The sequence below is a fragment of the Pseudomonas extremaustralis genome (assembly GCF_900102035.1).
Classification (GTDB): Bacteria; Pseudomonadota; Gammaproteobacteria; order Pseudomonadales; family Pseudomonadaceae; genus Aquipseudomonas; species Aquipseudomonas extremaustralis.
On the sequence record NZ_LT629689.1, the window covers coordinates 4,315,790 to 4,341,899 of the forward strand.

Sequence of the window (26,110 nt, forward strand, 5' to 3'; positions counted from 1 at the left end):
CGGCACAACCGCTTTCGGAGGCTTTTATTGCAAAGTGTGTTGTTCGATGAACTCTGTCGGCACCACACCTTCACGGCTGACCAGCCGATTCAGCTCCGAGCGCGGCAATCGAACGGCCAGCAAGCTGACACCCTCTTCGTCGTGTTCTTCTTTCTGTACCGCGCCCAGTTCGAAAAACTGTGCACGCAGTCGAGCAAAACGCTGAGGCAAGCGCAAGGTGCCGATAAACAAATCACTGCCCAGCAACTCGGCAATGGCTTGTTCAAGCAGCTCCAGGCCCGTGCCATCGCGCGCCGACAGCCATACCCGCTGGGGCCTGCCGTTCTCGTCGCGCTGGATTTGTGGCTCAACGCCTTCAAGCAAATCGAGTTTGTTATACACCTCGAGGATCGGCAAGTCCTGGGCACCAATCTCACCCAGCACCACCATCACCTGCTCAATTTGCAACATGCGATCCGGTTCGGCCGCATCGATCACGTGCAACAGCAGGTCGGAATTGCTCGACTCTTCGAGCGTAGACCGGAATGCCTCTACCAGCTTGTGGGGCAAGTGGCGAATGAAACCCACGGTGTCGGCCAGGACAATCGGCCCGAGGTCGTCCAGGTCCAGGCGGCGCAAGGTCGGATCGAGGGTAGCGAACAGTTGGTCAGCGGCGTAAACGTCCGATTTGGTCACGTTATTGAACAACGTGGATTTGCCGGCGTTGGTATAGCCCACCAGGGAAACGGTAGGGATATCCGCCCGCATGCGGCCACGACGCGACTGCTCGCGCTGGCTGCGGACTTTCTCCAGGCGGCCCTTGATCTGGCGCAGGCGAACCCGCAGCAGGCGCCGGTCGGTTTCCAGTTGGGTTTCACCCGGACCACGCATGCCGATACCGCCACCCTGACGCTCAAGGTGGGTCCAGCCACGAACCAGGCGGGTGCTCATGTGGTCAAGCTGGGCCAGTTCAACCTGGAGCTTGCCCTCATGGGTACGGGCGCGTTGGGCGAAAATATCGAGAATCAGACCGGTGCGGTCGATCACGCGACACTCGAAAACACGTTCGAGGTTACGTTCCTGACTGGGCGTGAGGGTGTGATTGAAAATCACCAGATCGGCTTCCAGGGCATGTACCAGGTCGCGCAGTTCCTCGACCTTGCCGCTGCCAATCAGGAATTTGGCGGTTGGCCGATGACGCGGCACGTTAAAAAACGCAACGGTCTCGGCGCCGGCCGAATTTGCCAACTCCTGAAACTCCTGCGGATCTTCGCGCGCCTCAGGGTCCTGTCCATCCAAGTGAACGAGGATCACTCGTTCACCACCACCGTGGCGCTCAAAGAACAAAGGAGACTCCTATCAGGCGTTACCTGGCTCAGCGTCAGCCGCATCATCACCTGCTGCGCTAGGCAGACGGATCGGACGAACTGGAACGACTGTCGAGATAGCGTGCTTGTAAACCATCTGGCTGACGGTGTTTTTCAGCAGGATCACGAACTGGTCGAACGATTCAATGGTGCCTTGCAGCTTGATACCGTTGACCAAGTAGATGGAAACCCCCACTTTTTCTTTACGTAAAGTATTCAAGTAAGGGTCTTGTAGCGAATGCCCTTTTGACATGTGCCGCACTCCTTTAAGGATCAATAATAAAAAATCGGAAAATAAATAGCTTATGGCCGTCACTCCCCCAAGGATAGACGGCAATTGCAAGGACTCAGCTCAATATGGAGACCGTTCCCAAGTATTTCAAGGCGCGTGACAGATTGTCGCTGTCCAGACTGTCCAACCAGTGCAAATCGCTCCAGCTGCGCAGCCAAGTGAACTGGCGCTTCGCCAATTGGCGCGTGGCAATGATGCCGCGCTCCTGCATTTCGTCTGACGTCAACTTGCCATCCAGGTGATCCCAGACTTGGCGGTAGCCTACAGCACGTATCGAAGGCAGCCCTGGGTGCAGGTCACCTCTCGAACGCAGTGCTACGACCTCATCCACAAACCCCTGTTCCAACATAATCGTGAATCTTTGTGCAATTCGTTCATGCAGCACCTGGCGATTTGCCGGAGCAATGGCCAGATTCGCCACAGTATAGGGCAATTGTGACTGTCCAGATGCGCCTGCGTCAGCACTTTGCGCAGATTGTCGCTGGCGATGTTCGGTCATGGTCAGGCCACTGACCCGCCAGACTTCCAGCGCGCGAGTGAGCCGCTGGGGGTCATTGGGGTGAATGCGCGCTGCGGACACCGGGTCCACTGCCGCCAACTGGTCGTGCAGGGCTTGCCAGCCAAGGCGCGCAGCCTCCTCTTCAAGTTCGACGCGGACCTGGGGGTCGGCTGGCGGCATATCCGCCAGGCCTTCCTGCAAAGCCTTGTAATAGAGCATCGTGCCGCCCACCAGCAGCGGGATGTTGCCTCGCGCGGTGATCTCGGCCATGGCCGCCAGGGCATCGGCGCGGAAATCCGCGGCGGAATAGCTCTCGGCCGGGTCGATGATGTCGATCAAACGGTGCGGATAGCGCGCCAACAGTTCTTTTGAAGGCTTGGCGGTGCCGATATCCATGCCCCGGTAAACCAGGGCCGAGTCGACACTGATCAGCTCGCACGGCAACACCTTGGTCAGCTCGATGGCCAGGTCGGTCTTGCCGGCAGCTGTGGGGCCCATCAGGAAAATCGCGGGGGGCAAGGCACTCATCAACGACCGCGCAAGAACAGTTTGTCCAGATCGTCCAGGCCCATCTGGGTCCAGGTCGGTCGGCCATGGTTGCATTGGCCGCTGCGCTCGGTGTTTTCCATGTCACGCAGCAGGCCGTTCATTTCCGGCAGGGCCAGGCGACGGTTGGCGCGGACGGCACCGTGGCAGGCCATGGTGCCGAGCAGTTCATTGATATGCGCCTGGATGCGATCACTGGTGCCGTACTCCATCAGGTCGGCCAGCACGTCAGCCACCAGGCGGTTGGCTTCGGCCTGCTTGAGCAGCGCAGGAATCTGACGAATCGCCAGGGTTTCCGGGCCCAGGCGTTGCAACTCGAAGCCCAGTTTCTGGAATACCCCGTGGTGTTCTTCGGCGCAATCGGCCTCTCGCTGGCTGACGGCCAGGGATTCTGGCACCAGCAACGGCTGGCCACTGAGACCTTCGCTGGCCATGGCGATCTTCAGGCGTTCGTACATGATGCGTTCATGGGCGGCGTGCATATCCACCAGCACCAGGCCGTGGGCGTTTTCCGCCAGGATGTAGATGCCCTTGAGCTGCGCCAGTGCGTAGCCCAGCGGCGGGATATCACCGCCACCTTCCGGCAGGGCGACAGCACTCGGCTCAGCGCCGGGCAGCGGCGCGAAAAACTCGCGATAGGCCGCTTGAGCCTCGGCGACCGGCACCGTGGATTGCGGGCGCGGCGTGTATTGATACTGATAACCCGCCCCCGAACCCGAGCCAGGCGCGGCATAGCTTGGCTGTGGTTGCGGCGATTGCAGCAGGTTGCCAGCCAGGCTCATTTCGCCCTGGGGTCCGAACTCGCCGGCTTCAGGGCCGCTCGGCCGGACCATGGCAGTCACAATCGGCGCAGACAGTTGGTCGTCTGGCCGCACATCACCCAGGGCGCGATGCAAGGTGCCATAGAGGAAGTCATGCACCATGCGCCCGTCACGGAAGCGGACTTCGTGCTTGGTCGGATGCACATTGACGTCGACCACCGAAGGGTCGACTTCAAAAAACAGCACAAAGGTCGGATGCCGCCCATTGAACAATACATCGCGATAAGCCTGGCGCACCGCATGGGCCACCAGCTTGTCGCGCACCGCGCGGCCATTCACAAAGAAGTACTGCAAGTCAGCCTGGCTGCGGGAAAAGGTCGGCAAACCTACCCAGCCCCACAGGCGCAAGCCATTGCGCTCGATCTCAATCGGCAGCGCCTGCTCCAGGAACCCTGCGCCGCACACGGCAGCCACCCGGCGCGCGCGCGCGGCGTCGTCGTTGGCTTCGTGCAGGCTGAGGATGGTCTTGCCGTTGTGGCGCAGGTGGAATGCCACATCGAAACGCGCCAGCGCCAGGCGCTTGATGACTTCCTGCAGGTGATCGAATTCGGTTTTTTCGGCCTTGAGGAATTTACGCCGCGCCGGGGTGTTGAAGAACAGGTCGCGCACCTCCACCGAGGTGCCCACCGGGTGCGCCGCCGGCTGGACGCGAGGCGCCATGTCGCGGCCTTCGGTTTCCACCTGCCAGGCCTGTTCGGCGCTGCGGGTACGCGAGGTCAGGGTCAGGCGGGCCACCGAGCTGATGGAAGCCAGGGCCTCCCCACGAAAGCCCAGGCTCATCACCCGCTCCAGGTCTTCGAGGTCACGGATCTTGCTGGTGGCATGACGGGCCAGGGCCAGCGGCAGGTCATCGGCGGAGATACCGCTGCCATCGTCGCGTACACGCAGCAGCTTGACGCCACCCTGCTCCACATCCACATCAATGCGCCTGGCACCAGAGTCGATGCTGTTTTCCAGCAGCTCCTTGATTACCGATGCCGGGCGCTCGACCACCTCACCCGCGGCGATCTGGTTGGCCAGGCGCGGGCTGAGCAATTCGATGCGCGATCCACTATTCAACGTCGCTTCGCTCATCACTGCGCCGCCAATTCAGTGCCAGGGATGGTCAACACCTGGCCGACTTTCAACTCATCGGTCTTCAGGTTGTTGGCGTTGCGCAAGGTGGCCGGCGAGACCTGGAAACGCACGGCCAGCATGGCCAGGGTGTCGCCGGGCTGCACACGATGGTCACGCGGGCCCTGGGCGATTTTCCCCGAGTCACGCAGCCAGGCAATGTAGGTACCTGGCGGCGGGTTTTGCTGGAAGAACTGACGCACGCCAGCACTGATGGAGCGTGCCAATGCCTGCTGGTGGCTGGCACTGGCCAGCTTCGACGCTTCGTTGGCGTTGGAGATAAACCCGGTTTCCACCAGGATCGACGGGATATCCGGCGACTTCAACACCATAAACCCGGCTTGTTCCACACGCTGTTTATGCAGCGAGGTCACCCGACCGATGTTGCTCAGGACTTTCTGACCGACGTTCAGGCTGGAGGTCAGCGAGGCGGTCATCGACAGGTCGAGCAGTACACCGGCGAGCATCTTGTCCTTGTCGTCGAGAGACACGTTGCCCGCGCCGCCGATCAAGTCGGAACGGTTTTCGCTGTCGGCCAGCCAACGGGCGGTCTCGGACGTCGCGCCGCGGTCCGACAGGGCAAACACCGAAGCACCGAAGGCTGCGGCCGAAGGGGCTGCGTCGGCATGAATAGAGACGAAGAGGTCGGCGCCTTTCTTGCGGGCGATTTCGGTACGGCCACGCAACGGGATGAAATAGTCGCCGGTGCGGGTCAGCTCCGCGCGATAGCCCTTCATGCCACTGACCTGGCGCTGCAGTTCACGGGCGATGGCCAGTACCACATCTTTTTCATGCTGGCCGCGCGAACCGGAAGCGCCCGGGTCTTCGCCGCCGTGACCGGCGTCGATCACCACGATGATGTCGCGCTTGCCGGCCGGGGCTGGCGGCGGCGGTGGCAACTTGACCGGGGGTTGCGATGGGTTGACCGGTACCGCTGGCACCGTGGCGACACTCGGGGTGGGCGCCGGCGGTGGCGCGGCGTCCGCTGCGTTATCGAACAAGTCGACCACCAGCCGGTTGCCGTACTGGGCATTCGGGGCCAGGGAGAAGCTTTTAGGGGTCACGGCCTTCTTCAGGTCGATCACCACGCGCAAGTCAGTTGGCGTCCGTTGCGCCGAGCGCATGGCGGTAATCGGGGTATTGGCAGTGGAGATTTTCAACGGTGCGGCCAGGGTCGCACCGTTGATATCGATCACCAGGCGATCAGGCGCCGCCAGGGTAAAGACGCTGTGCTGGACAGGACCAGACAGGTCAAACACCAGTCGCGTGTTATCCGGAGCTCGCCACAGGCGGACACTCTTCACCTGTGAAGCAGCCAGAGCATTGACAGTCATTGCCGCAAGCAACACCCCTACGACAGCAACCAACGCGCGAAAGCGCATACCTAACCCCACCAATTATTTGAATTCCAATGCCAAAGTGGCGCACCACGACTCACCGCGCACACCCTGGGGCAACAACTTCAGCTGACGTCCATGCTCATGCGGCGTAATGGTAATGGTCAGGTCCGGCTTTGGCAAAAAGCCCGTACCTTTGCCTGGCCACTCGATCAGGCACAGCGCATCTCCATCGAAGTAATCACGGATGCCCATGTACTCCAGTTCTTCCGGGTCCACCAGACGATAGAGATCGAAGTGAAAGGCCCGTACCGCACCGATCTCGTAGGGCTCTACCAGAGTAAACGTCGGGCTTTTTACCGCTCCCCCATGGCCCAGCCCGCGAATAATCCCCCGCGACAATGTGGTCTTGCCCGCCCCCAGGTCGCCTTCGAGAAAGATCACCCCTGCCCCGGCGGCCACCTGGGCAATGCGCTGACCGAACGCGACCATGGCGTCTTCATCGGCCAGGAAAAGGATTACTTCAGACACGGCGACTGTTCCTCCAGCAGTTGACGAATGGCGGGGATCAGGTCGCTGGCTGCAAGTCCGCGCCCAAAGGTACCCTGGCGATCCCCAGCCGTCGCATGCAACCACACCGCCAGGCAGGCCGCTTCATAAGCCGGCATGCCCTGGGCAAGCAGCGCGCCCACCAGGCCCGCCAGCACATCACCGAGCCCCGCCGTTGCCATCGCGGGATGGCCTTGGTCACAACGCGAAACACGCCCGTCCGGGCTGGCGATCAAACTGCCCGCGCCCTTGAGAATAGCCACTGCATTGAATGTCTGGCTCAACGCGCGCGCCACCTTAAGACGGTCGGCCTGAACCTCGGCTGTCGAAATCCCCAATAAGCGTGCCGCTTCGCCCGGATGCGGGGTGATCACGCAATTGGCCGGCAGGCTGACGCTGCCCGTGGACAGTTGATTGAGGGCATCGGCATCCCAGACTTGCGGCAGCCCGGCATTGGCCGCGACGGACAACAAGCTTTTACCCCAGGCGGCGGCACCCAGGCCTGGACCAATGACGATGACCGAGATTTTTTCCAGCAGGCCCATTATTTGATTGGCCGAACTCACGCCGACAGTCATGACCTCCGGCAAACGGGCCAACGCGGCCGGCACATGCTCAAGGCGCGTAGCCAAGGACACCATGCCCGCGCCACTGCGCAAGGCGCTTTCGGCGCTCAGCAGCGCTGCGCCGCCAAAGCCGCGGTCGCCGCCGATGACCAGCAGATGACCGAACTGGCCTTTGTGGGCGTCCGGCGCGCGCGCAGCCAGTTGCGGCAAATGGCCATGCAACAGGGGCTGAACGTCGGTTATTTCGTGTTTTGTCTGCGGCATGCGTCTTCAAGCTCCGATGTCTGGCAGAATTATACCCATCTAACCCGTGGTTTCCCGTGTCTCATGCCTGCTATTACCTCCGATCTGCCCGCCCTCGCCCAATCGATCAAAGACTGGGGCCGCGAGCTGGGCTTTCAACAAGTCGGCATCAGCGGCCTGGACCTGGCTGAGCATGAGCAGCACCTGCAACGCTGGCTCGACGCGGGCTATCACGGCGAGATGGACTATATGGGCGCCCACGGCAGCAAACGCTCACATCCCGACGAACTGGTACCCGGCACCTTGCGCGTGGTCTCGCTACGCATGGATTACCTGCCGGGCGACACGCAAATGGCGCAACTGCTGGCCAAGCCGGAGAAAGCCTATATCTCCCGCTACGCCCTGGGCCGCGATTACCACAAGCTGATCCGCAAGCGCGTGCAGCAATTGGCCGACCGTATTCAGGCGCAGATCGGCCCGTTCGGCTTTCGCGCCTTCGTCGACAGCGCCCCGGTGCTGGAAAAAGCCATCGCCGAACAGGCCGGCCTCGGCTGGATCGGTAAGAATACCCTGGTACTCAATCGCAAGGCCGGCAGCTATTTCTTCCTCAGCGAACTGTTTGTCGACCTGCCCCTTCCGGTCGATCCGCCCCACAGCACCGAACACTGCGGCCGCTGCACCGCGTGCCTGGATATCTGCCCCACCAACGCCTTCGTCGGCCCCTACATACTGGACGCCCGGCGCTGCATTTCCTACCTGACCATCGAACTCAAGAGCGCCATCCCTGAAGATTTGCGCCCGCTGATCGGCAATCGCGTATTCGGCTGCGATGACTGTCAGATCGTTTGCCCATGGAATCGTTTCGCCCGCCCCAGCGGCGAGGGCGATTTCCAGCCACGGCACAACCTGGATAACGCCGAACTGGCCGAACTGTTCATGTGGGATGAGGATAAATTCCTCAGCAGCACCGAAGGCTCACCTTTGCGCCGCGCCGGTTATGAACGTTGGTTGCGCAACCTGGCGGTGGGGCTGGGTAATGCACCCTCCAGCATTGTGGTGCTGGAAGCCTTGAAGGCACGCCGGGATTATCCGTCGGAGCTGGTGCGCGAACATGTGGAGTGGGCGCTCGAGCAGCACGCCGCGCGTCAGTGCACGTCGTCGTTGTAGACGAACTTGGGCATTTCCCAGCGAAAACGGATCGCCAGCAGGCGCAATAGAAAGCCGCTGAACAGCGTGAGCAGGATCGCTTGTTCGCCGGGCAGCTCCAGATACAGGCACAGCAGGTAGAACCAGGCGGCCAGGAATGACACGCTGGCATACAACTCGCGGCGGAAAATCAGCGGGATGTCATTGCAGAAGATGTCCCGCAGAATGCCGCCGAACACCCCCGTGATCACGCCGCTGACCGAGGCCACCAACATGCCATGACCCATTTCCAGGGCGGTCATGCAACCGATCAAGGTAAAGGCCACCAACCCCACGGCGTCCAGCGCCAGAAACAACGAGCGCAGATGACGCATCAACGGCGCAATGAAGATCGTCACCAGCGCGGCGACGGAGGTCAGCACCAGGTACTCCGGGTGCTTGACCCACGTCAGCGGGTAATGCCCCAACAGCACGTCACGCACCGAACCGCCCCCCAGCGCCGTCACGCAGGCGATCAGCACCACACCGAACCAGTCCATGCCGCGCCGACCGGCGGACAAGGCACCGGTCATGGCTTCGGCGGTGATGGCGACGAGGTAGAGCATCAACAACATGAGGGTGATCCTTGTGGCGAGCGGGCTTGCCCCGCGCTGGAGCGCGAAGCGGCCCCAAAACCCGGCAATGATATCTGTTTGGAGGCATGAGTTGGCTGTATCAGGGCCGCTTCGCAGCCCGACGCGGGGCAAGCCCGCTCGCCAGAGGGAGGCCGGCCACCCCGGGAGACGGTTTCAAGCCTTGATGAAATGCTTGCGGTAATGCTGCAGCTCGGCGATCGACTCGCGAATGTCGTCCAGCGCCAGGTGCGTGCTGCCTTTATGGAAGCTGTCTTTGACTTCCGGTGCCCAGCGCGCGGCCAGCTCTTTCAGGGTGGACACGTCCAGGTTGCGATAGTGGAAGTAGCTTTCCAGCGCCTTCATGTGGGTATAAAGAAAGCGGCGGTCCTGGCAGATGCTGTTGCCGCAGATCGGTGACTTGCCCTTGGGCACCCACTTTTCCAGAAAGGCGATGGTTTCGGCTTCGGCCTCGGCCATGCTGACGCGGCTGTCACGCACGCGCTGGGTCAGGCCGGAGTTGCCGTGGGTGCGGGTGTTCCACTCGTCCATGGTGGCGAGTACCGCGTCGCTGTGGTGGATGGCGATCACCGGCCCTTCGGCCAAGGTGTTGAGGTTGCTGTCGGTGACAATGGTCGCCATCTCGATGATGACGTCGGTGTCGGGGTTCAGACCGGTCATTTCCAGATCGATCCAAATCAGGTTCTGTGGGTTTTGCATGGCTTGATTCTCTTGGCACCTTGGCGTAGCTGCGCAGTTTAGCAGGCGGGGCCGTGCTAGACTCGCGACCGTTTTACCCAACCTTTGCATTATCGACACGGAACACCAATGGCCAAACGCCAGCTCAACCGTCGCCAAAACTGGCGCATCGAAAAGATTCAGGGCGAACGCGCCGCACGCGCCGCCAAACGTGAATCCTCCGCCGTGGAAGCGCTCGAGGGCGGCGACCTGGGTCCCGAACAGACGGGCCTGGTGATCGCGCACTTCGGCGTGCAGGTCGAAGTCGAGGCACTGGAAGGCGAACTCGCAGGCCAAGTGTTCCGTTGCCACTTGCGCGCCAACCTGCCTGCGCTGGTCACCGGCGATCAAGTGGTGTGGCGTGCCGGCAACCAGGGGATCGGCGTAATCGTCGCCCAATTGCCGCGCACCACCGAACTGCGCCGCCCCGATAGCCGCGGCCAGCTCAAGCCGGTGGCGGCCAACGTCGACATGATCGTGATCGTGTTCGCGCCGCTGCCCGAGCCCCATGCCAACCTGATCGACCGCTATCTGGTAGCGGCCGAGCATGCCGGCATTCGCCCGCTGCTGCTGCTGAACAAATTCGACCTGATCGACGAACAGAACGCCCCGGCGCTCAACGCATTGCTGGCGGTCTACCGCACCCTGGGTTACCCGGTGCTGGAAGTCTCGGCCCATCACGGCAATGGCATGGAACAGCTGCAACAGAAGCTGGACGGGCACATCAGTGTGTTTGTCGGTCAGTCGGGCGTGGGCAAGTCCTCGCTGGTCAACAGCCTGCTGCCGGAAGTCGACACCCGCGTGGGCCCGCTGTCGGAGCTGTCCGGCCAGGGTACCCACACCACCACCACCGCGCGCTTGTTCCACTTCCCCGGTGGCGGCGAGTTGATCGACTCCCCAGGTATCCGTGAATTCGGTCTCGGCCATGTCAGCCGTAGCGACGTGGAAGCGGGCTTCATCGAGTTCAACGACCTGATCGGCACCTGCCGCTTCCGCGACTGCAAGCACGACCGCGAGCCGGGTTGCGCACTGCTCAAGGCCCTGGAAGACGGGCGTGTGCAGCAGCAGCGGATGAATAGCTATCGGTCGATCATTGCGAGCCTGCCTGAGAGCAGTTACTAAATCGCAGATACAAAAAGGCCGCGATCATCGCGGCCTTTTTGTCTGTGCTTAGGAACCCGTTCTAGGCACCGTAGGATCTTTCACCCCTCCATCATCGAACAGGTTCAACTTCTGCCGCAGCTCATGGGCCGGTAGCGGCTCCTGGCTTGGCGCAATCGCGTTCGGATCGGCCGGCGCCGCGCCCTGCGCGCCCGCACCTGGGGTCGGTGGCGGTGGCGGCTGGTCGCCTTCAATCGCGCGCTGGGCCTTTTTGGTCAGTACGACGATATCGATGCGGCGGTTGATCGGGTTGAACGGATCTTTGGCATCAAACAATTGCGAGGAGGCAAAACCCACCACCCGCGCTACTTGCTGATCCGGATAACTGCCAGCAACCAGTGCGCGGCGCGCGGCGTTGGCACGGTTGGCCGAAAGCTCCCAGTTGCCGAAGTCACCCTGGCCCGCGTACGGCTTGGCATCGGTGTGGCCGCTGATACTGATCTTGTTCGGCACCGCCTTGATGGTGTCGGCCATGGCCAGCAGGATGTCCTCGAAGTAAGGCTTCAGTCGCGCACTGCCGGAGTCGAACATCGGCCGATTGGCGGCGTCGGTGATCTGGATGCGCAAGCCATCCGGAGTGATCTCAAAGGAAATCTGATCCTTGAACTTCAGCAGTTGCGGGTTTTCCTCGACCTTGGTCTGCAGCTCTTTGAGCAACAGTTCAAGACGCTCCTGCTCGACCTGTTCGGCCATGGCCTCGACGGTATCGCGCTCGATCGGGATTTTTTCCTGCGGCGCTTCGGTCTTGACTTCCGGGTTGATGGTGCGCTCAGGCGCCAACTGCGGCGACCCGCCCAGGTCAATCACAAAGGGCGTGCCACTTTCCGAAAAGCCAATGGGGTCCTTGAAGTAGCCAGCGATAGCGATCTTCTGTTCGGGCGTGGCAGTGGACATCAGCCACAGCACCAGGAAGAACGCCATCATCGCCGTGGCAAAGTCGGCGAAGGCGATTTTCCAGGCGCCACCATGGTGCCCTGCCGCGAAGCGCTTGACGCGCTTGATGATGATTGGCTGGTTGTTTTCCATGGCTTAGCGACCGCGAACCGCTTGTTCCAGCTCAGCGAAGCTTGGGCGATGCTTGGGGTAAAGCACCTTGCGACCGAACTCCACGGCCAGCGACGGCGGCATGCCGGAAGCCGAAGCAACCAGGCTGGCCTTGATCGACTCGTACAGGTTGATTTCTTCCTTGGCATCGTGGGCCAGGGAGGTCGCCAGGGGACCAAAGAAGCCGTAGGCCGCCAGAATACCGAAGAAGGTACCCACCAACGCCGCACCTACGTGCATACCGATGGCCGCCTGGTCACCCTCGCCCAGCGATGCCATGGTCACCACGATACCCAGTACCGCCGCGACGATACCGAAGCCGGGCATGCCATCGGCCACACCGGTAACGGCGTGGGAAGGATGCTCCAGCTCTTCCTTGAGGCTGAACAACTCCATGTCGAACAGGCCTTCCAGCTCATGGGGGGCCATGTTGCCGGAGGACATGATGCGCAAGTAGTCGCAAATGTAGGCGGTCATGCGCTCGTCTTTGAGCACTGCCGGGTACTTGGCGAAGATCGGGCTGGCCGCGGCGTCTTCGATGTCAGCCTCGATGGCCATCATGCCTTCGCGGCGGCTTTTGTTGAGAATCTCGTAAACCAGGCCCAGCACTTCAAGGTAGAAGGTGTGGGTAAAGCGTGAACCGAACATGCTCAGCGCCTTTTTGATCACATGCATGGTCATGTAGCCGGGGTTCGCCTGCAAGAATGCACCCAGTGCCGCACCACCGATAATCATCACCTCGAAAGGTTGAATCAGCGCGGCGATTTTACCGTGGGACAGGACGTACCCACCGAGCACGCTTGCGAGGACGACAATGATGCCGATAATTTTAGCCATAGGAGATGAGTACTTGCGCCGTCAGGTTCATGGACAAATTTGGGAAAACTGGAAAACTCTTGTTCTACTTATCGGCAAAACTGCGCCAGACTATAGGCCGTTAAGGCGAAAAGCCAGTTCGGCCCGCTCTGGGCGTGTTGACCGCAAGTGATGATCGCGCCCCAATCATGGCAAATGAAAAAACAACCCCACCTGTAAGACCCAACTCACTCGCTGCTTGGATCAAGTGCCTGGACGATGTCCGGCTGCCTGTTCCCCAGGCCAGCCACGACCGCGTGTGCAAAGCCATCCGCGATAATCGCAGTTCTTTGCGAGATATTGCCGAGCTGATGCAAAGCAGTCCGTCCCTGGTGCTGAGCGTGATGCGCGAGGCCAACAGCCACACCCACGGCAGCCTGGCGGAACCGGCAGAAAACCTTGAAGTGGCGCTCAACCGCCTCGGCCTCAAACGCGCCGAAGATCTGCTGGCGCGCCTGCCATCGGTGCCGATGAGTGAAATCCCGGTTGCCTTTCGCCAACTGGTACTGGTCAGCCGGCACGCATCGCAGCAGGCCAATGGCCTGTTCGGCAGCCGCCTGGCGCGACTGTGGCAAGACATTCACTGGGGCAGCCTGCTGTTTCTGTCCCCACTGTGGCCAATGGCATTGGCCTACCCCAAGCTCCTGGACGAATGGGAACTGCGGGTGATCCACAAAGGCGAGTCGGCGCGCACGGTCGAGCAGCAATTGTTTGGCGTACGCCTGCTGGACCTGTGCCTCGGCCTGACCGAAACCTGGCACCTGCCGATCTGGGTATCCCAGGGCTACAAGCTGTTGCTGAACGAGCAGCGCTTGCTGGTCAAGGCACTGCATATTGCCCGCGTGGACGATCCACTGCGCCAGCAGCAATTGCTCGACGCCGAAACCAACCTGCGGCGCTGGCTGAACCAGCCGGCCAATACCGTGCTGCTGGCCAACGGCCTGGCGATGTCGGCCCAGGAATCCTGGACCTGCCCACACACCCAGCGTTGGCAATACCTGACGGCGCTGTACCTGCAACAGCCGCTGGGCGAGGTGCAGCAACAGGTTCACCAGCAAGCCGTCATCAACGCCCGCGACACCGTGATGCCGGATCTCTGGCACCCGGCGCTGTCGTTGATCTGGCCGTGGCATGTGCAAAAGATCCACCACGGCCTGCTGCCAGCACCACCGCCCACCGCCGAGGCCCTGGCGTTATGGCGCAAACGCTGCACCGAGCTGCTGGTGGAGCCAAGCCGCTTTGCCAACGCCATGCACCTGACCACCTGTGCCAAGGAAGCCCTGGTCGCCAGCGGCATGCAGCGCGTCATGTTGCTGATGACCGATCGCGCCCAGAGCACTCTGCGCGTGCATCAGATCGACGGCCTGCCGAAAGACGCCGCCAACCTGAGCCTGGATGTCGTCCACAGCACGCTGCTGCAGCGATTGCTGGAAAAGTCCGCCCAGGTGCGCCTCACCCCGGACAATCACACCCAGTTCTCGGCGCTGCTGCCGCCGATCCTGCGCCGCCTGTTCGCCGGCGAACACCTGTTGCTGCGCTCCTTGAGCTGTAATGGCAAGGTGGTGATGGTCATGGTGGCCGACCAGGGCGGCGGTCCGTTCTCGGAAACCACCGTGCAGGCCTTCGGCAAAACCGCCCAATGCATCGAGAAGGCCCTGCACTGCTTTACCAACCGCGGCGCCTGATGCTTGCGCTACAATCGCGGTCCCTTATCGCCAACATTTGTGCCCAGGAGACCTCACATGCCTGACTTCTCTGGCTTGCCGCTGGTGATCGAATCCAGCGACCTGCTCGGTCGCCTCGATGCCGAGCACCTGATTCTGGTGGACCTCACCAGTGCCGCCCGCTACGCCGAAGGGCATATCCCCGGCGCGCATTTCGTTGACCCCAAGCGCACCCAACTCGGCCAGCCGCCAGCGCCCGGCCTGCTGCCGAACAAGGCCGACCTGGAAAAACTGTTCGGCGAACTGGGCCACACCCCGGACGCGACCTACGTGGTCTATGACGACGAAGGCGGTGGCTGGGCCGGGCGTTTTATCTGGTTGCTCGACGTGATCGGCCACACGAAATACCACTACCTCGACGGCGGCCTGCTGGCGTGGCTGGCAGACAAGTACCCGCTGTCCACCGAGGTGCCGGCCCCGGCTGGCGGCCCGGTCAGCCTCACCCTGCACGACGGCCCCACCGCGACCCGCGAATACCTGCAAAGCCGCCTGGGCGCCGCTGACCTGGGGATCTGGGATGCGCGCGGCCCGCTGGAGTATTCCGGCGAGAAAGTGCTGGCGGCCAAAGGCGGGCACATCCCCGGCGCAGTCAATTTCGAATGGACCGCCGGCATGGACAAGGCGCGCAACCTGCGCATCCGTCGCGACATGCCGCAGATCCTCGAAGACCTCGGGCTGACCCGCGACAAAGAAATCATCACCCATTGCCAGACCCATCATCGCTCTGGCTTCACCTACCTGGTGGCCAAGGCGCTCGGTTATCCGCGAGTCAAAGGGTATGCCGGTTCCTGGGGCGAATGGGGCAACCACCCCGACACCCCCGTTGAGATTTAAGGTTCAAGGACAGTTAATGAAAAAGCAGTTGTTTATCCTCAGCCAGTACTTGCTGCCGCACCACCTGCTGTCGAGGTTGGCCGGTTGCATCGCGGAGTGCCGCGTACGCTGGTTCAAGAATGCCTTCACCACCTGGTTCGCCAAGCGCTATCAAGTGGACATGTCCCAGGCCCTGGTGGAAGACGTGACGGCCTACGAACACTTCAACGCCTTCTTCACCCGCGCACTGAAAGACGGCGCGCGCCCGCTGGACCCGACTCCAGGCGCGGTGCTGAGCCCGGCCGATGGCGCGGTCAGCCAACTGGGCCCGATCGAGCACGGCCGTGTGTTCCAGGCCAAGGGCCACAGCTTCAGCGTGCTGGAACTGTTGGGCGGTGATGCGGCCGTGGCTGCGCCGTTCATGGGCGGTGATTTCGCCACCATCTACCTGTCGCCGAAGGACTACCACCGCGTACACATGCCGCTGGCCGGCACACTGCGTGAAATGGTCTATGTACCAGGCCGGATCTTCTCGGTGAACCAGACCACCGCCGAAAACGTGCCGGAGCTGTTTGCACGTAACGAGCGCGTTGTCTGCCTGTTCGACACCGAACGCGGCCCGATGGCCGTGGTATTGGTGGGCGCGATGATCGTCGCGTCGATTGAAACCGTCTGGGCCGGCTTGGTGACGCCACCCAAGCGCGAGCTGAAAACCTTCCGTTATGACGAGGCCGCCCGCGCGCCGATCCACCTGGAAAAAGGTGCGGAGTTGGGGCGTTTCAAACTGGGTTCGACCGCGATCGTGCTGTTCGGGCCGGATCAGGTGAAGTGGGCAGAAACACTGGCGGCGGGTTCGCCCGTGCAAATGGGCCAAGGCATCGGCTCACCTAAAGCCTGACGCCGAACCCAATGTGGGAGGGGCTTGCCCCCTCCCACATTTTTGCGCGCATTGTTTCAGTTAGAGCTGGCCGTCGCGGTCGCGGAAACCCAGCAGGTACAACACACCATCCAACCCCAGGGTCGAAATCGCCTGCTTGGCCGATTGCTTGACCAACGGCTTGGCACGGAACGCCACACCCAGGCCGGCAATCGCCAGCATCGGCAAGTCATTGGCGCCGTCTCCGACTGCAATGGTCTGCTCCAGACGCAAGCCTTCCTTGTGGGCCAATTCCCTCAGCAGATCCGCCTTGCGCTGTGCGTCGACAATCGGCTCGACCGCCACGCCAGTCACCTTGCCATCCACCACTTCCAACTCGTTGGCGAACACGTAGTCGATACCCAGCTTGGCCTGCAACTGCTTGGCGAAGTAGGTAAAGCCACCGGATAGGATGGCGGTCTTGTAACCCAGACGCTTGAGTTCGGCGAACAGGATTTCGGCGCCTTCAGTCAGACGCAGCGACGCGCCGATGGCGTCCAGCACGCTCACATCCAGCCCCTTGAGCAGCGCCAGGCGCTCCTTGAAGCTGGCGCGGAAGTCCAGTTCGCCGGCCATCGCACGCTCAGTGATCGCGGACACCTGCTCGCCCACACCGGCCGCCTTGGCCAGTTCGTCGATGACTTCGGCTTCGATCAGCGTCGAATCCATGTCGAACACCGCCAGGCGACGGTTGCGACGGAACAGCGAATCTTCCTGGAAGGCGATATCGACATTCAGCTCCTGGGCCACCCTCAGGAAGTCGGCGCGCAGGGCTTGCGGATCGACCGGCTCGCCACGCACGGAGAACTCGATGCAGCCCTTGCTCTGGTCGGCCGGGGTGTCCAGGGGCATGCGACCCGACAGACGGTCGATATGGTCGATATTCAGCCCGTACTGCGCGGTGATGGCGCTGACACGCTGCAACTGCTCGGCGGTGACCTTGCGAGTCAGCAGGGTCACGATATGGCGCTTCTTGCCCTGACCGGCCACCCAATGCCGGTAGTCCTCTTCGGACACCGGGGTGAAACGCACCTGCTGATTGAGCTTGTACGCCGCAAACAGGATGTCCTTGAGCACCGTCGACGCGGGCTCGGTGCTTGGGATCTCCACCAGGATGCCAAACGACAGAGTGTCGTGGATCACTGCCTGGCCAATGTCGAGAATGTTCACACCACCTTGGGCCAGAACACCGGTAATGGCTGCGGTAAGACCTGGGCGGTCTTCCCCAGTGATGTTAATCAGGACAATTTCGCGCAAGGCGCACCCCCAGGCTGGAAAAAAACCGCATTCTACCCACTTTCAGTGACCATCGGGCACAGCCAGCGCTTTGCCGGTCTTGGGCCTGTCGCTATACTGCGCGTCAACTTCACAGACCAAGAGCCGAGCTCAAGTGAACCGGCCCACGCCAGTAAAAACCGACAACTTCTTTCTGCTGATCTTCCGGGCACTGCGTCATCGCCGTGTACCGATCGCATTACGCATCGCCAGCCATAACGTGATCCTGGTCGCCCTGGCCCTGGTGATCTACGCCTGCGTGATGGGGTTGCAGTTCAAGCAGGCCATGCACGAACAAGCCGACGCCCTGGGTGAGAGCCTGACCACCCAGACCGCCACGTCGGCGACCGAGCTGCTGGTGTCCAACGACATCCTCAGCCTCAACGTGCTGCTCAATAACCTGACCAAGAACCCGCTGGTGGCCCACGCGGCCATCTATAGCGTGGACAACCGGATCATGGCCGAAGCCGGGCAGCGCCCGAAAAACGGCCTGCTGGGTGAAGCGGAAGGGCTGTACCAGAGCAATATCACCTTTCAGGACGTGAAGGCCGGCCAACTGCGCATCAGCCTCGACATGCAGCAGTTCCAGCAGCCGATGACCATCAGCCTGCAAAGCATGGGCATTCTCAGCGCGATCCTGCTGGCGCTGGCCCTGGCCTTGAGCCTGCGCCTGGGTCGGCACATCTCCACGCCGCTGATGCAGTTGCGCATCTGGCTGCGGGACATCGACGAACACACCCCGGCCACCGACCGCCAGGACGAAATCGGCGACCTCGCCCGCCAGCTGCACGCCAGCTTCGCCCCGGAACCGGTGGTGCGCCAAGTTGCACCCGAGCCTGAATTCGACGACACCGACTACGGCGACGAACCCGAGTTTGAAGTACGCGACCTGCGCGATCCGGGCTTTGACGAAAGCGCCCCGGTGGCGGGCTTGAAACCTGCAACACGCCAGGCGTTCAAGGCCGAAGAAGACGAGCTGGACGGCGAAGACCCGTTCGCCGACCTGCGCGACACCTCGTCGGCCAGCGCCCCCGCGCCCAAGCCTGCGCCCGTGCGCAGCACCGAACCCCAATACAGCGCCGTACTGGCGGTGCAACTGGGCGCCCAGGACCAATTGCGACGCCTGCCCCGCGCCCGCTTGACCGAACTGCTGGAACGCTACCGCGACTGCCTCGACCAGGCCGCGTCGTTGTACCAGAGCGAACTGCACACCCTCAACGATGGCAGCACGCTGATGCTGTTCCACAGCGAAGACAGCGGCGAAGACTACCTGACCAACGCGATTTGCTGCGGCGAGTTGCTGCGTGCCCTGGGCCATGAGCTGCAGATCGAAGTGGCCGACAGCGGCATCACCCTGCAACTGCAGTTGGGCCTGACCGTGGGCGACGACCTGTTCGGCATAAGCCAGATCGACCTGCTGCTGACGGAAATCGCCCAGGACGCGCTGGCCCTGTCCCAACACAGCCGCAACCTGTTGCTGGTGGAGCGCAAGATCAGCGAAGACACACTGATCCGCCAACGCGCCCGCATCCGCCCGATTGCCAGCCCAGAAGGGGCCAGCTGTGTGGAGCGACTGATGGAGCCGTATCCGTCGATGCTGGAACGGCAACTGGCGCGGATGCACGAGACCCGCGCGAAGGGCTGAACTGTGTCCCACACAAGCAAAAAGGCCCGCTGAGTCAGCGGGCCTTTTTGTTGGAGCTGTTTCAGATCAGAACCTGAACACTTCCATATCCGTGCGGATCGGCGTGGCCATCGGCATTTTCGGCTTTTGCGGCTCTGCGGGCTTGGCCTGCGTCGGTGCCGGTTTGCGCGGTGCTTCGACAATCGGCGGCTGGTTGGCCAATGGCTTGAGGGCCACCGACAACTGTTGGGCCAGATGCTGCAGCAACACGCCCTGGGCCTGAACCTGGGACGCCGTGGTCCCGGCGTGCTCTCCCTGCAGGTGCACGATGCGGCTATCGCGCACTTGGCCACGGCGGTCGATCAAGCGCCATTGCGCATCGAGGATCGCCGGCTGCGAGACGCCGGAGTCGAGCCGGGTAATGGTCAACAGGACCTGCACATCCGGGGTAAACCCAGTGGGGGCCGGCGCCAGCACGACACGCTGGCTGTCCAGTTGGCCCGCCACCTGACGCAGCATCAGTTGATTGATGTCGGAGGATAAACTGCCCGCCCAGCGACCATCGGTGGAACCTTGCAGGCTGCCGTCGTTCTGACGTTGCAGTAGGGTTTCGCGCTGCAGGTAGTCAGCCACGACCACCGGCCCCAGCAACACCGCCATGCCAGCGTTTTGTGCCGGTTGAGCAGGACTTCCGCTGTCCAGCTGATACAGCGACACCGGCTGGTGTGTGCTGCAACCCGCCAGCCCCAAAAGGCCAGCGAGGATGAAAATAAAAGGAAGGCGTGGAGCAGTCATCATCCCATCCAGGTGGCTGCCACAAGGCGAACCACAATGTAATACTTAAAAATAACTTGAACACGCTCGGCCACGCCGGCGCTGGAAAGGCCATATCATCCGTGAATATGCGCCATGACTCCAGCGCGAAAGCGTCGATCTACGGGTTAAATCGTAGATCGAGGGCTCTAATACCGGTTAAACGGGCGCTTCCACCAGCAACGCGTCTACGCGCTGGAAACCACGGGGCAGTTTGTTACCACGCCTGCCGCGCTCGCCCTTGTAGTGCTCGAGATCGTCGGGGCGCAGCGACAGCGTGCGTTTGCCGGCCTGCAGCACCAGAGTCGCGCCTTCCGGGATCACCGCGATGTCGGTCACGTACTCTTCGCGACTGGCCACCCGCTCGCCGGGAATACCAATAATCTTGTTGCCCTTGCCTTTGCCCAACTGCGGCAGGTCGCTGATCTTGAACACTAGCAGGCGCCCTTCGGTGGTCACCGATGCCAGCCAGTTGCTATCGCGATCGTCCACCGGCCGCGGCAGGATCACCTTGGCGTTGTTCGGCAAGCTCAACAGGGCCTTGCCCGCCTTGTTCTTGGCTTGCAGGTCTTCCCCCTTGACCACGAAACCGTAACCCGCGTCGGAGGCGATCACATACAGCGAGTCGTCATCCGGCAACAGCACACATTCGAAGTTCGCCCCCGGCGGTGGCGTGAGGCGCCCGGTCAACGGCTCGCCCTGGCCCCGTGCGGACGGCAAGGTATGGGCCGGTACCGAGTAACTGCGCCCGGTGGAGTCGATAAACACCGCAAACTGGTTGGAGCGCCCGGCCGCAGCGGTCTTGAAGCCATCGCCCGCCTTGTACGACAAACCAGTGGCGTCAATATCATGCCCCTTGGCGGAGCGAACCCAACCCTTTTCCGACAGAACGACGGTAATTTTCTCGTTGGGCAACAGCTCGGTTTCTGTCAGGGCCTTGGCTTCGGCGCGCTCGACAATCGGCGAGCGGCGGTCGTCGCCATAGGTTTCTGCGTCCTTGATCAGCTCGCTGCGTACCAGCTTCTTGAGCTTGGCTTCGCTGCCCAGCAGGGCTTGCAGCTTGGCTTGTTCCTTGAGCAGCGCATCCTGTTCGTCGCGCAGCTTCATTTCTTCCAGTCGCGCCAACTGACGCAAGCGGGTGTCGAGGATGTAGTCGGCCTGGATCTCGCTCAGCTCGAAACGCGCGATCAGCTCGGCTTTCGGGTGCTCGGCGGTACGGATGATGTGGATCACTTCATCCAGGTTGAGGTAGGCAATCAGCAAGCCGTCCAACAGGTGCAGGCGGCGCTCCACCTTGTCCAGACGGAATTGCAGGCGGCGGCGCACCGTCTGGACGCGGAATTCCAGCCATTCCACCAGCAGGTTGCGCAGGTTTTTCAGCTGCGGCTTGCCGTCCAGGCCGATGATGTTGACGTTGACCCGGTAGCTGGACTCCAGGTCCGTGCTGGCGAACAGATGCTGCATCAGCACTTCGTGGTCGACCCGGCTGTTGGTCGGAATGATCACGATGCGGCACGGGTTTTCGTGGTCGGACTCGTCGCGCAGGTCGGCGACTTGCGGCAATTTCGACGGTTTGGCCTGCATCAGCGCGGCGATCTGCTCCAGCACCTTGGCGCCGGACACCTGGTGCGGCAGCGCGGTGACGATAATGTCGCCGTCTTCGATGTGGTACACGGCACGCATGCGCACCGAGCCCTTGCCGGTTTCGTACATTTTCAGCAGGTCGGCGCGAGGCGTGATGATTTCCGCTTCGGTCGGGTAATCCGGCCCCTGGATATGCTCGCAGAGCTGCTCCACCGTGGCCTTGGGCTCGTCCAGCAGGCGCACACAGGCGGTGGCGACTTCCCGCAGGTTGTGCGGCGGCACGTCAGTGGCCATGCCGACCGCGATGCCAGTGGTGCCATTGAGGAGGATATTCGGCAAACGTGCCGGCAACACCAGAGGTTCCTCCAGGGTGCCGTCGAAGTTCGGCCCCCAGTTCGCGGTGCCCTGGCCCAGTTCGCTGAGCAGCACTTCCGAATACCGCGACAGGCGCGCCTCGGTGTAACGCATGGCCGCGAACGATTTTGGATCATCCGGCGCACCCCAGTTGCCCTGACCGTCCACCAGCGTGTAGCGGTAGCTGAACGGCTGGGCCATCAGCACCATGGCTTCATAGCAGGCCGAGTCGCCGTGGGGGTGGAATTTGCCGAGCACGTCACCGACGGTACGCGCCGACTTCTTGTGCTTGGAATCGGCGTCCAGGCCCAACTCACTCATGGCGTAGATGATGCGCCGCTGTACGGGCTTCAGGCCGTCGCCGATATGCGGCAAGGCACGGTCCATGATCACGTACATGGAGTAGTTGAGGTAGGCATTTTCGGTGAAGTCAGCCAGCGACCGGCGTTCTACGCCATCTAAGCTGTCTGCGAGGATGTCACTCATGCGGGCCTCATCATGATGGGGTAAGGCGCAGCGGAAATGCCGCGGCGTTGATTCGATTCAAAAAAAGCGTGGTTCATGGCTGGGCGCTCCAGCCACCGGCCGGGGCGGCAAAACGATAGACCATGGGACGTTTTTCACCGTCGGCGCGGGGGCCGAAATTGTTGTCGATGCCCAGCCAGGCACCGTCCTCGTCCACGACCAGGGCTTCGGCCAAGCCATAGGGCTGGGCGTAGCGGCGCTCGGGCGTCAGGGTCTCGTCGGCAAACGACCAGCACCGCTCGACCTTGGCCGTGAGCGTGTCGCGCCGGCAAATCTGGAACGCATTGCGCTCCAGCGTAAACAGTTTGCCCTTGAACAGCGCCAGGTCGGCGAAGTCCTTGGACACCGCCTTGGCATTGGGGAACTGGGCCGGCTGCATTTCCTGGCCGGCCTCGCTCAACAACACGCAGGGGCCGTCGCAGTTCCACAGGCTTTGCGGGCGCTTGATGGAAATCAGGCCGCGCCGCTCACGCTCCGCCGCCAACCAGATCTGATTGCCTTCAGGGTTGATCGCCAGGCCTTCGAACAAGGCATTGAAATGCAGCAACATGCCGCTGGCCCGGGCTTCACGCACCATGCCCGGGGCGATTTTCAACCACTCGGGAGCGCCCGTCACCGGCACCTGCAGCACCGCCGCATGGGCTTCACTGACGATATAGCGGTTGCCGGCGGCATCGCAGGTGATGCCTTCGAAGTCCAGGTCGCCGCCGCGAATGAACGAGGCGGCCTTGGTGCGCGAACGCAGCCCCCAGGGCAGCCCGGACTCCGGCACCGGCGGGACCTCGATCTTCACGGTTTCGGCCTGCCAGGTCGGCGCGCTGATATCCAGGCGATAGATTTGGTCATCATCGCGGTCGGAAACCGTCCACAACTCCTTGCCGCACAGTGCCAGGCCCGACAGGTTACCGCCGCGCATGCCGTCCACCGGGTGTTCGGACACGAGCTTGAGCTCAGCCACGGGCGCGGCGACCGCCTGGGTCGCCGCCAGCCCGCTCAACATCAGGATCGCCAGGGCGAAACCTGTGCGCATCAGCCCAGGACCTCGGCGAGGTTGCCTTTGGACTCCAGCCAGGACTTGCGGTCTGGCGCGCGTTTCTTCGCCAGCAGCATGTCCATCATTTCCGACGTGGCGGCGAAGTCGTCCAGGGTCAACTGCACCAGGCGCCGGGTGTTCGGGTCCATGGTGGTTTCGCGCAGTTGCGGCGGGTTCATTTCGCCCAGGCCTTTGAATCGCGTGACCTGTGGCTTGCCGCGTTTCTTCTCGGCCACCAGGCGGTCGAGAATGCCATCGCGCTCGGCTTCGTCCAAGGCGTAGAAAATCTCTTTGCCCAGGTCGATGCGGTACAGCGGCGGCATGGCGACGTAGACGTGGCCGGCATCCACCAGCGGGCGGAAGTGCTGCACGAACAGCGCGCACAGCAGGGTGGCGATGTGCAGGCCGTCGGAGTCGGCGTCGGCGAGGATGCAGATTTTGCCGTAGCGCAGCTGGCTCATGTCCTCGGCGCCGGGATCGACGCCGATGGCCACGGCGATATTGTGCACTTCCTGACTGGCCAGCACTTCGCTGCCGTCGACTTCCCAGGTGTTGAGGATCTTGCCGCGCAACGGCAGGATCGCCTGGAATTCCTTATCCCGCGCTTGTTTGGCGGAACCGCCGGCGGAGTCACCTTCGACCAGGAACAGTTCGGAGCGCATCGGGTCCTGTCCGGCGCAATCGGCCAGCTTGCCGGGCAGTGCCGGGCCCTGGGTGATGCGCTTGCGTTCGACCTTCTTGCTGGCCTTGAGGCGACGGCCGGCGTTGTTGATCGCCAGTTCCGCCAGGGCCAGGCCCAGTTCCGGGTGTTCGTTGAGCCACAGGCTGAACGCGTCCTTGACCACACCGGAAACAAACGCCGACGCTTCGCGGGACGACAGGCGCTCTTTGGTCTGGCCGGAAAATTGCGGCTCCTGCATTTTCATCGACAGCACGAACGCAATGCGTTCCCACACGTCTTCCGGCGCCAGCTTCACGCCGCGCGGCAACAGGCTGCGGTATTCGCAAAACTCGCGCATGGCATCCAGCAAGCCCTGGCGCAAGCCGTTGACGTGGGTGCCGCCCTGGGCCGTGGGGATCAGGTTGACGTAGCTTTCCTGCACGCTGTCGCCACCTTCGGGCAACCACAGCAGCGCCCAGTCGACGGCTTCCTTGGTGCCGGCCAGGCTGCCGCAGAACGGCTCGTTGGGCAGGCGCTCGAAGTCGCTGACGGAGTCTTCCAGGTAGGAGCGCAGGCCGTCTTCGTAATGCCACTCGACCTTTTCGCCGGTGCCTTTGTCTTCAAACGTGACCAGCAGGCCCGGACACAGCACGGCCTTGGCCTTGAGCACGTGCTTGAGGCGGCTGATGGAGAATTTCGGCGAATCGAAGTATTTCGGGTCCGGGGCGAAGTACACGCTGGTGCCGGTGTTGCGCTTGCCGACGGTGCCGATCACCTGCAGGTCGGTGGCTTTGTAGCCATCGGCGAAGGTCATCTCGTACTCGTTGCCGTCGCGCTTGACCCGCACCCGCACCAACGTCGACAGGGCGTTGACCACGGAAATACCCACACCGTGCAGGCCACCGGAGAACTGGTAGTTCTTGTTGGAGAACTTGCCGCCGGCGTGCAGCTTGGTGAGGATCAGCTCGACGCCCGACACGCCCTCTTCCGGGTGAATATCCACCGGCATGCCGCGACCGTCGTCGGACACTTCCAGGGAGTGGTCGGCGTGGAGAATGACATGCACCGACTTGGCGTGCCCGGCCAAGGCTTCGTCGACGCTGTTGTCGATGACTTCCTGGGCAAGGTGGTTCGGCCGGCTGGTGTCGGTGTACATGCCGGGGCGTTTGCGCACCGGGTCGAGGCCCGAGAGGACTTCGATGGCGTCGGCGTTATAAGAGCTAGCGCTGGGAGTGGCCATGGGGTCTCGTCGTGAGTCGTTCGATTAAAAAGTAACCTGCGGTTTCCAAGGCAATTACAGTGCCGAGAAATCGAAGGATTGATACTGATCTGCGCCAATGCCGGCAAAGCTGAGCAGCGCCGGCAATTGCTGGGCGAACCCCTGGTAACCATGGTCGCCGCCGGCCTGGATGCGCAAGGCACAGGCCCGGTAATACTGCTGGGCGAGGCGATAATCCAGGGTTTCGTCCCCGGTCTGCAACCACACCTGATAACGCGCGGCGTCCTGGGGGGCCGGGACTTCCAGCTCGGCCAGCGCCGTAACGTGATCGTGGGTCAGTTCCCAGGTTTCATCGGTGTAGAGGTTCTTCTGGGTGCCCAGGTAACCGTCGAACATCCGATGGGGGCTGACCGCCGGGTTGACCAGCAGCGCCTTGAGGCCATGGCGTTCGGCAAGATGGGTTGCATAGTAGCCGCCGAGCGAGCTGCCGACCAGCAACGGCCGCCCCAGTTCTCCAATGGCCGCCTGTAATTGAGCGATGGCCTGGCGGGGATGGTGATGCAGGGCCGGTACGCGCAGTTGGTCGGCCAGGCCGAGGGCGTCCATCACGCGGATCAGTTGGCTGGCCTTGTTCGATGCCGGTGCGCTGTTGAAACCGTGGATATACAGGATCGAAGCGGACATGCCGGGCTCTCCGTGCTT

General features: G+C 62.2%; 23 protein-coding genes. 6 read left to right on the forward strand and 17 right to left on the reverse strand.

The features are described from left to right. Positions 1 to 24 precede the first annotated feature (24 nt). The 7 genes from hflX to BLR63_RS19955 all read right to left on the reverse strand — a co-directional run bounded on the left by hflX (position 25) and on the right by BLR63_RS19955 (position 7,333). Positions 25 to 1,326, reverse strand: coding sequence for a ribosome rescue GTPase HflX (gene hflX, locus BLR63_RS19925; protein WP_010563325.1), 1,302 nt, complete (start codon positions 1,324 to 1,326; stop codon positions 25 to 27). Positions 1,327 to 1,338: 12 nt separating this feature from the next. Further along, positions 1,339 to 1,599 carry an RNA chaperone Hfq gene (gene hfq / locus BLR63_RS19930; protein ID WP_003171355.1) on the reverse strand — a complete coding sequence of 87 codons (261 nt, stop codon included), beginning with the start codon at positions 1,597 to 1,599 and terminating at the stop codon, positions 1,339 to 1,341. Positions 1,600 to 1,693: 94 nt separating this feature from the next. Continuing rightward, positions 1,694 to 2,665 carry a tRNA (adenosine(37)-N6)-dimethylallyltransferase MiaA gene (miaA, locus tag BLR63_RS19935; protein WP_010563324.1) on the reverse strand — a complete coding sequence of 324 codons (972 nt, stop codon included), beginning with the start codon at positions 2,663 to 2,665 and terminating at the stop codon, positions 1,694 to 1,696. Then, positions 2,665 to 4,578, reverse strand: a complete 1,914-nt coding sequence (mutL, locus tag BLR63_RS19940; protein ID WP_042946483.1) for a DNA mismatch repair endonuclease MutL — start codon at positions 4,576 to 4,578, stop codon at positions 2,665 to 2,667. Before mutL ends, miaA begins: the two co-directional genes overlap by 1 nt. Next, positions 4,578 to 5,999, reverse strand: coding sequence for an N-acetylmuramoyl-L-alanine amidase (locus BLR63_RS19945; RefSeq protein WP_010563322.1), 1,422 nt, complete (start codon positions 5,997 to 5,999; stop codon positions 4,578 to 4,580). The genes mutL and BLR63_RS19945 overlap by 1 nt, the downstream gene beginning before the upstream one ends. Positions 6,000 to 6,014: 15 nt before the next feature. Next, a complete protein-coding gene (gene tsaE / locus BLR63_RS19950) occupies positions 6,015 to 6,485 on the reverse strand; it encodes a tRNA (adenosine(37)-N6)-threonylcarbamoyltransferase complex ATPase subunit type 1 TsaE (protein WP_010563321.1) in 471 nt (156 codons plus the stop codon). Further along, positions 6,473 to 7,333: an NAD(P)H-hydrate dehydratase gene (locus BLR63_RS19955; protein ID WP_010563320.1), complete on the reverse strand. Its 861-nt coding sequence runs from the start codon at positions 7,331 to 7,333 to the stop codon at positions 6,473 to 6,475. Before BLR63_RS19955 ends, tsaE begins: the two co-directional genes overlap by 13 nt. 63 nt (positions 7,334 to 7,396) lie before the next feature. Here BLR63_RS19955 and queG point away from each other — a divergent pair, with 63 nt between their 5' ends. Next, on the forward strand, positions 7,397 to 8,479 hold the full coding sequence (gene queG / locus BLR63_RS19960) for a tRNA epoxyqueuosine(34) reductase QueG (protein ID WP_010563319.1): 1,083 nt from the start codon (positions 7,397 to 7,399) through the stop codon (positions 8,477 to 8,479). Here the strand turns inward: queG and BLR63_RS19965 are convergent. Both BLR63_RS19965 and orn read right to left on the reverse strand, forming a co-directional pair. After that, the gene (locus tag BLR63_RS19965) at positions 8,458 to 9,072 is read right to left on the reverse strand and encodes a trimeric intracellular cation channel family protein (protein ID WP_010563318.1); all 615 of its coding nucleotides are present in this window, start codon (positions 9,070 to 9,072) and stop codon (positions 8,458 to 8,460) included. The genes queG and BLR63_RS19965 overlap by 22 nt on opposite strands. A 174-nt stretch (positions 9,073 to 9,246) precedes the next feature. Continuing rightward, positions 9,247 to 9,789 (reverse strand): oligoribonuclease, encoded by a 543-nt coding sequence (gene orn, locus BLR63_RS19970; RefSeq protein ID WP_010563317.1) that lies wholly within the window; start codon positions 9,787 to 9,789, stop codon positions 9,247 to 9,249. A 108-nt stretch (positions 9,790 to 9,897) separates the two neighbouring features. Here orn and rsgA point away from each other — a divergent pair, with 108 nt between their 5' ends. Further along, the gene (gene rsgA, locus BLR63_RS19975; RefSeq protein ID WP_010563316.1) at positions 9,898 to 10,929 is read left to right on the forward strand and encodes a small ribosomal subunit biogenesis GTPase RsgA; all 1,032 of its coding nucleotides are present in this window, start codon (positions 9,898 to 9,900) and stop codon (positions 10,927 to 10,929) included. Positions 10,930 to 10,977: 48 nt separating this feature from the next. On the opposite strand, the gene motB is transcribed toward rsgA, so the two are convergent. Next, positions 10,978 to 11,994, reverse strand: coding sequence for a flagellar motor protein MotB (motB, locus tag BLR63_RS19980; protein ID WP_010563315.1), 1,017 nt, complete (start codon positions 11,992 to 11,994; stop codon positions 10,978 to 10,980). A gap of 3 nt (positions 11,995 to 11,997) precedes the next feature. Then, positions 11,998 to 12,849 carry a flagellar motor stator protein MotA gene (gene motA, locus BLR63_RS19985; protein ID WP_010563314.1) on the reverse strand — a complete coding sequence of 284 codons (852 nt, stop codon included), beginning with the start codon at positions 12,847 to 12,849 and terminating at the stop codon, positions 11,998 to 12,000. A 167-nt stretch (positions 12,850 to 13,016) separates the two neighbouring features. Between motA and BLR63_RS19990 the strand changes: the two genes are divergently transcribed. The 3 genes from BLR63_RS19990 to asd are packed head-to-tail and all read left to right on the forward strand — an operon-like array spanning position 13,017 to position 16,302. Then, positions 13,017 to 14,552 carry an HDOD domain-containing protein gene (locus BLR63_RS19990; protein WP_010563313.1) on the forward strand — a complete coding sequence of 512 codons (1,536 nt, stop codon included), beginning with the start codon at positions 13,017 to 13,019 and terminating at the stop codon, positions 14,550 to 14,552. 57 nt (positions 14,553 to 14,609) lie between these two features. Then, positions 14,610 to 15,425, forward strand: coding sequence for a thiosulfate sulfurtransferase (gene rhdA, locus BLR63_RS19995; RefSeq protein WP_010563312.1), 816 nt, complete (start codon positions 14,610 to 14,612; stop codon positions 15,423 to 15,425). Positions 15,426 to 15,441: 16 nt separating this feature from the next. Next, positions 15,442 to 16,302, forward strand: a complete 861-nt coding sequence (gene asd / locus BLR63_RS20000; RefSeq protein WP_010563311.1) for an archaetidylserine decarboxylase — start codon at positions 15,442 to 15,444, stop codon at positions 16,300 to 16,302. 60 nt (positions 16,303 to 16,362) lie between these two features. On the opposite strand, the gene serB is transcribed toward asd, so the two are convergent. Beyond that, positions 16,363 to 17,577, reverse strand: coding sequence for a phosphoserine phosphatase SerB (gene serB, locus BLR63_RS20005; protein ID WP_010563310.1), 1,215 nt, complete (start codon positions 17,575 to 17,577; stop codon positions 16,363 to 16,365). Positions 17,578 to 17,710: 133 nt separating this feature from the next. Between serB and BLR63_RS20010 the strand changes: the two genes are divergently transcribed. After that, positions 17,711 to 19,240 (forward strand): AhpA/YtjB family protein, encoded by a 1,530-nt coding sequence (locus BLR63_RS20010; protein ID WP_010563309.1) that lies wholly within the window; start codon positions 17,711 to 17,713, stop codon positions 19,238 to 19,240. Positions 19,241 to 19,306: 66 nt separating this feature from the next. Here the strand turns inward: BLR63_RS20010 and BLR63_RS20015 are convergent, their stop codons facing one another. The 5 genes from BLR63_RS20015 to BLR63_RS20035 all read right to left on the reverse strand — a co-directional run bounded on the left by BLR63_RS20015 (position 19,307) and on the right by BLR63_RS20035 (position 26,092). Then, positions 19,307 to 20,014 (reverse strand): PqiC family protein, encoded by a 708-nt coding sequence (locus tag BLR63_RS20015; protein ID WP_042946481.1) that lies wholly within the window; start codon positions 20,012 to 20,014, stop codon positions 19,307 to 19,309. Positions 20,015 to 20,191: 177 nt separating this feature from the next. After that, complete coding sequence (gene parC / locus BLR63_RS20020; protein ID WP_010563307.1) at positions 20,192 to 22,456, reverse strand: DNA topoisomerase IV subunit A; 2,265 nt, start codon at positions 22,454 to 22,456, stop codon at positions 20,192 to 20,194. Positions 22,457 to 22,529: 73 nt separating this feature from the next. After that, positions 22,530 to 23,525 carry an esterase-like activity of phytase family protein gene (locus BLR63_RS20025; RefSeq protein WP_010563306.1) on the reverse strand — a complete coding sequence of 332 codons (996 nt, stop codon included), beginning with the start codon at positions 23,523 to 23,525 and terminating at the stop codon, positions 22,530 to 22,532. After that, positions 23,525 to 25,429 carry a DNA topoisomerase IV subunit B gene (gene parE, locus BLR63_RS20030; protein WP_010563305.1) on the reverse strand — a complete coding sequence of 635 codons (1,905 nt, stop codon included), beginning with the start codon at positions 25,427 to 25,429 and terminating at the stop codon, positions 23,525 to 23,527. The genes BLR63_RS20025 and parE overlap by 1 nt, the downstream gene beginning before the upstream one ends. 54 nt (positions 25,430 to 25,483) lie before the next feature. Continuing rightward, a complete protein-coding gene (locus BLR63_RS20035) occupies positions 25,484 to 26,092 on the reverse strand; it encodes a YqiA/YcfP family alpha/beta fold hydrolase (RefSeq protein ID WP_010563304.1) in 609 nt (202 codons plus the stop codon). Positions 26,093 to 26,110 lie beyond the last annotated feature (18 nt).

Bases quoted from the DNA above. Each gene is read 5' to 3' on its own strand.
- hfq (WP_003171355.1), bottom strand. From the start codon at position 1,599: ATGTCAAAAGGGCATTCGCTACAAGACCCTTACTTGAATACTTTACGT.
- miaA (WP_010563324.1), bottom strand. From the start codon at position 2,665: ATGAGTGCCTTGCCCCCCGCGATTTTCCTGATGGGCCCCACAGCTGCC.
- mutL (WP_042946483.1), bottom strand. From the start codon at position 4,578: ATGAGCGAAGCGACGTTGAATAGTGGATCGCGCATCGAATTGCTCAGC.
- BLR63_RS19945 (WP_010563322.1), bottom strand. From the start codon at position 5,999: ATGCGCTTTCGCGCGTTGGTTGCTGTCGTAGGGGTGTTGCTTGCGGCA.
- BLR63_RS19955 (WP_010563320.1), bottom strand. From the start codon at position 7,333: ATGCCGCAGACAAAACACGAAATAACCGACGTTCAGCCCCTGTTGCAT.
- queG (WP_010563319.1), top strand. From the start codon at position 7,397: ATGCCTGCTATTACCTCCGATCTGCCCGCCCTCGCCCAATCGATCAAA.
- BLR63_RS19965 (WP_010563318.1), bottom strand. From the start codon at position 9,072: ATGTTGTTGATGCTCTACCTCGTCGCCATCACCGCCGAAGCCATGACC.
- orn (WP_010563317.1), bottom strand. From the start codon at position 9,789: ATGCAAAACCCACAGAACCTGATTTGGATCGATCTGGAAATGACCGGT.
- rsgA (WP_010563316.1), top strand. From the start codon at position 9,898: ATGGCCAAACGCCAGCTCAACCGTCGCCAAAACTGGCGCATCGAAAAG.
- motB (WP_010563315.1), bottom strand. From the start codon at position 11,994: ATGGAAAACAACCAGCCAATCATCATCAAGCGCGTCAAGCGCTTCGCG.
- motA (WP_010563314.1), bottom strand. From the start codon at position 12,849: ATGGCTAAAATTATCGGCATCATTGTCGTCCTCGCAAGCGTGCTCGGT.
- BLR63_RS19990 (WP_010563313.1), top strand. From the start codon at position 13,017: ATGGCAAATGAAAAAACAACCCCACCTGTAAGACCCAACTCACTCGCT.
- rhdA (WP_010563312.1), top strand. From the start codon at position 14,610: ATGCCTGACTTCTCTGGCTTGCCGCTGGTGATCGAATCCAGCGACCTG.
- asd (WP_010563311.1), top strand. From the start codon at position 15,442: ATGAAAAAGCAGTTGTTTATCCTCAGCCAGTACTTGCTGCCGCACCAC.
- BLR63_RS20015 (WP_042946481.1), bottom strand. From the start codon at position 20,014: ATGACTGCTCCACGCCTTCCTTTTATTTTCATCCTCGCTGGCCTTTTG.
- parC (WP_010563307.1), bottom strand. From the start codon at position 22,456: ATGAGTGACATCCTCGCAGACAGCTTAGATGGCGTAGAACGCCGGTCG.
- BLR63_RS20025 (WP_010563306.1), bottom strand. From the start codon at position 23,525: ATGCGCACAGGTTTCGCCCTGGCGATCCTGATGTTGAGCGGGCTGGCG.
- parE (WP_010563305.1), bottom strand. From the start codon at position 25,429: ATGGCCACTCCCAGCGCTAGCTCTTATAACGCCGACGCCATCGAAGTC.
- BLR63_RS20035 (WP_010563304.1), bottom strand. From the start codon at position 26,092: ATGTCCGCTTCGATCCTGTATATCCACGGTTTCAACAGCGCACCGGCA.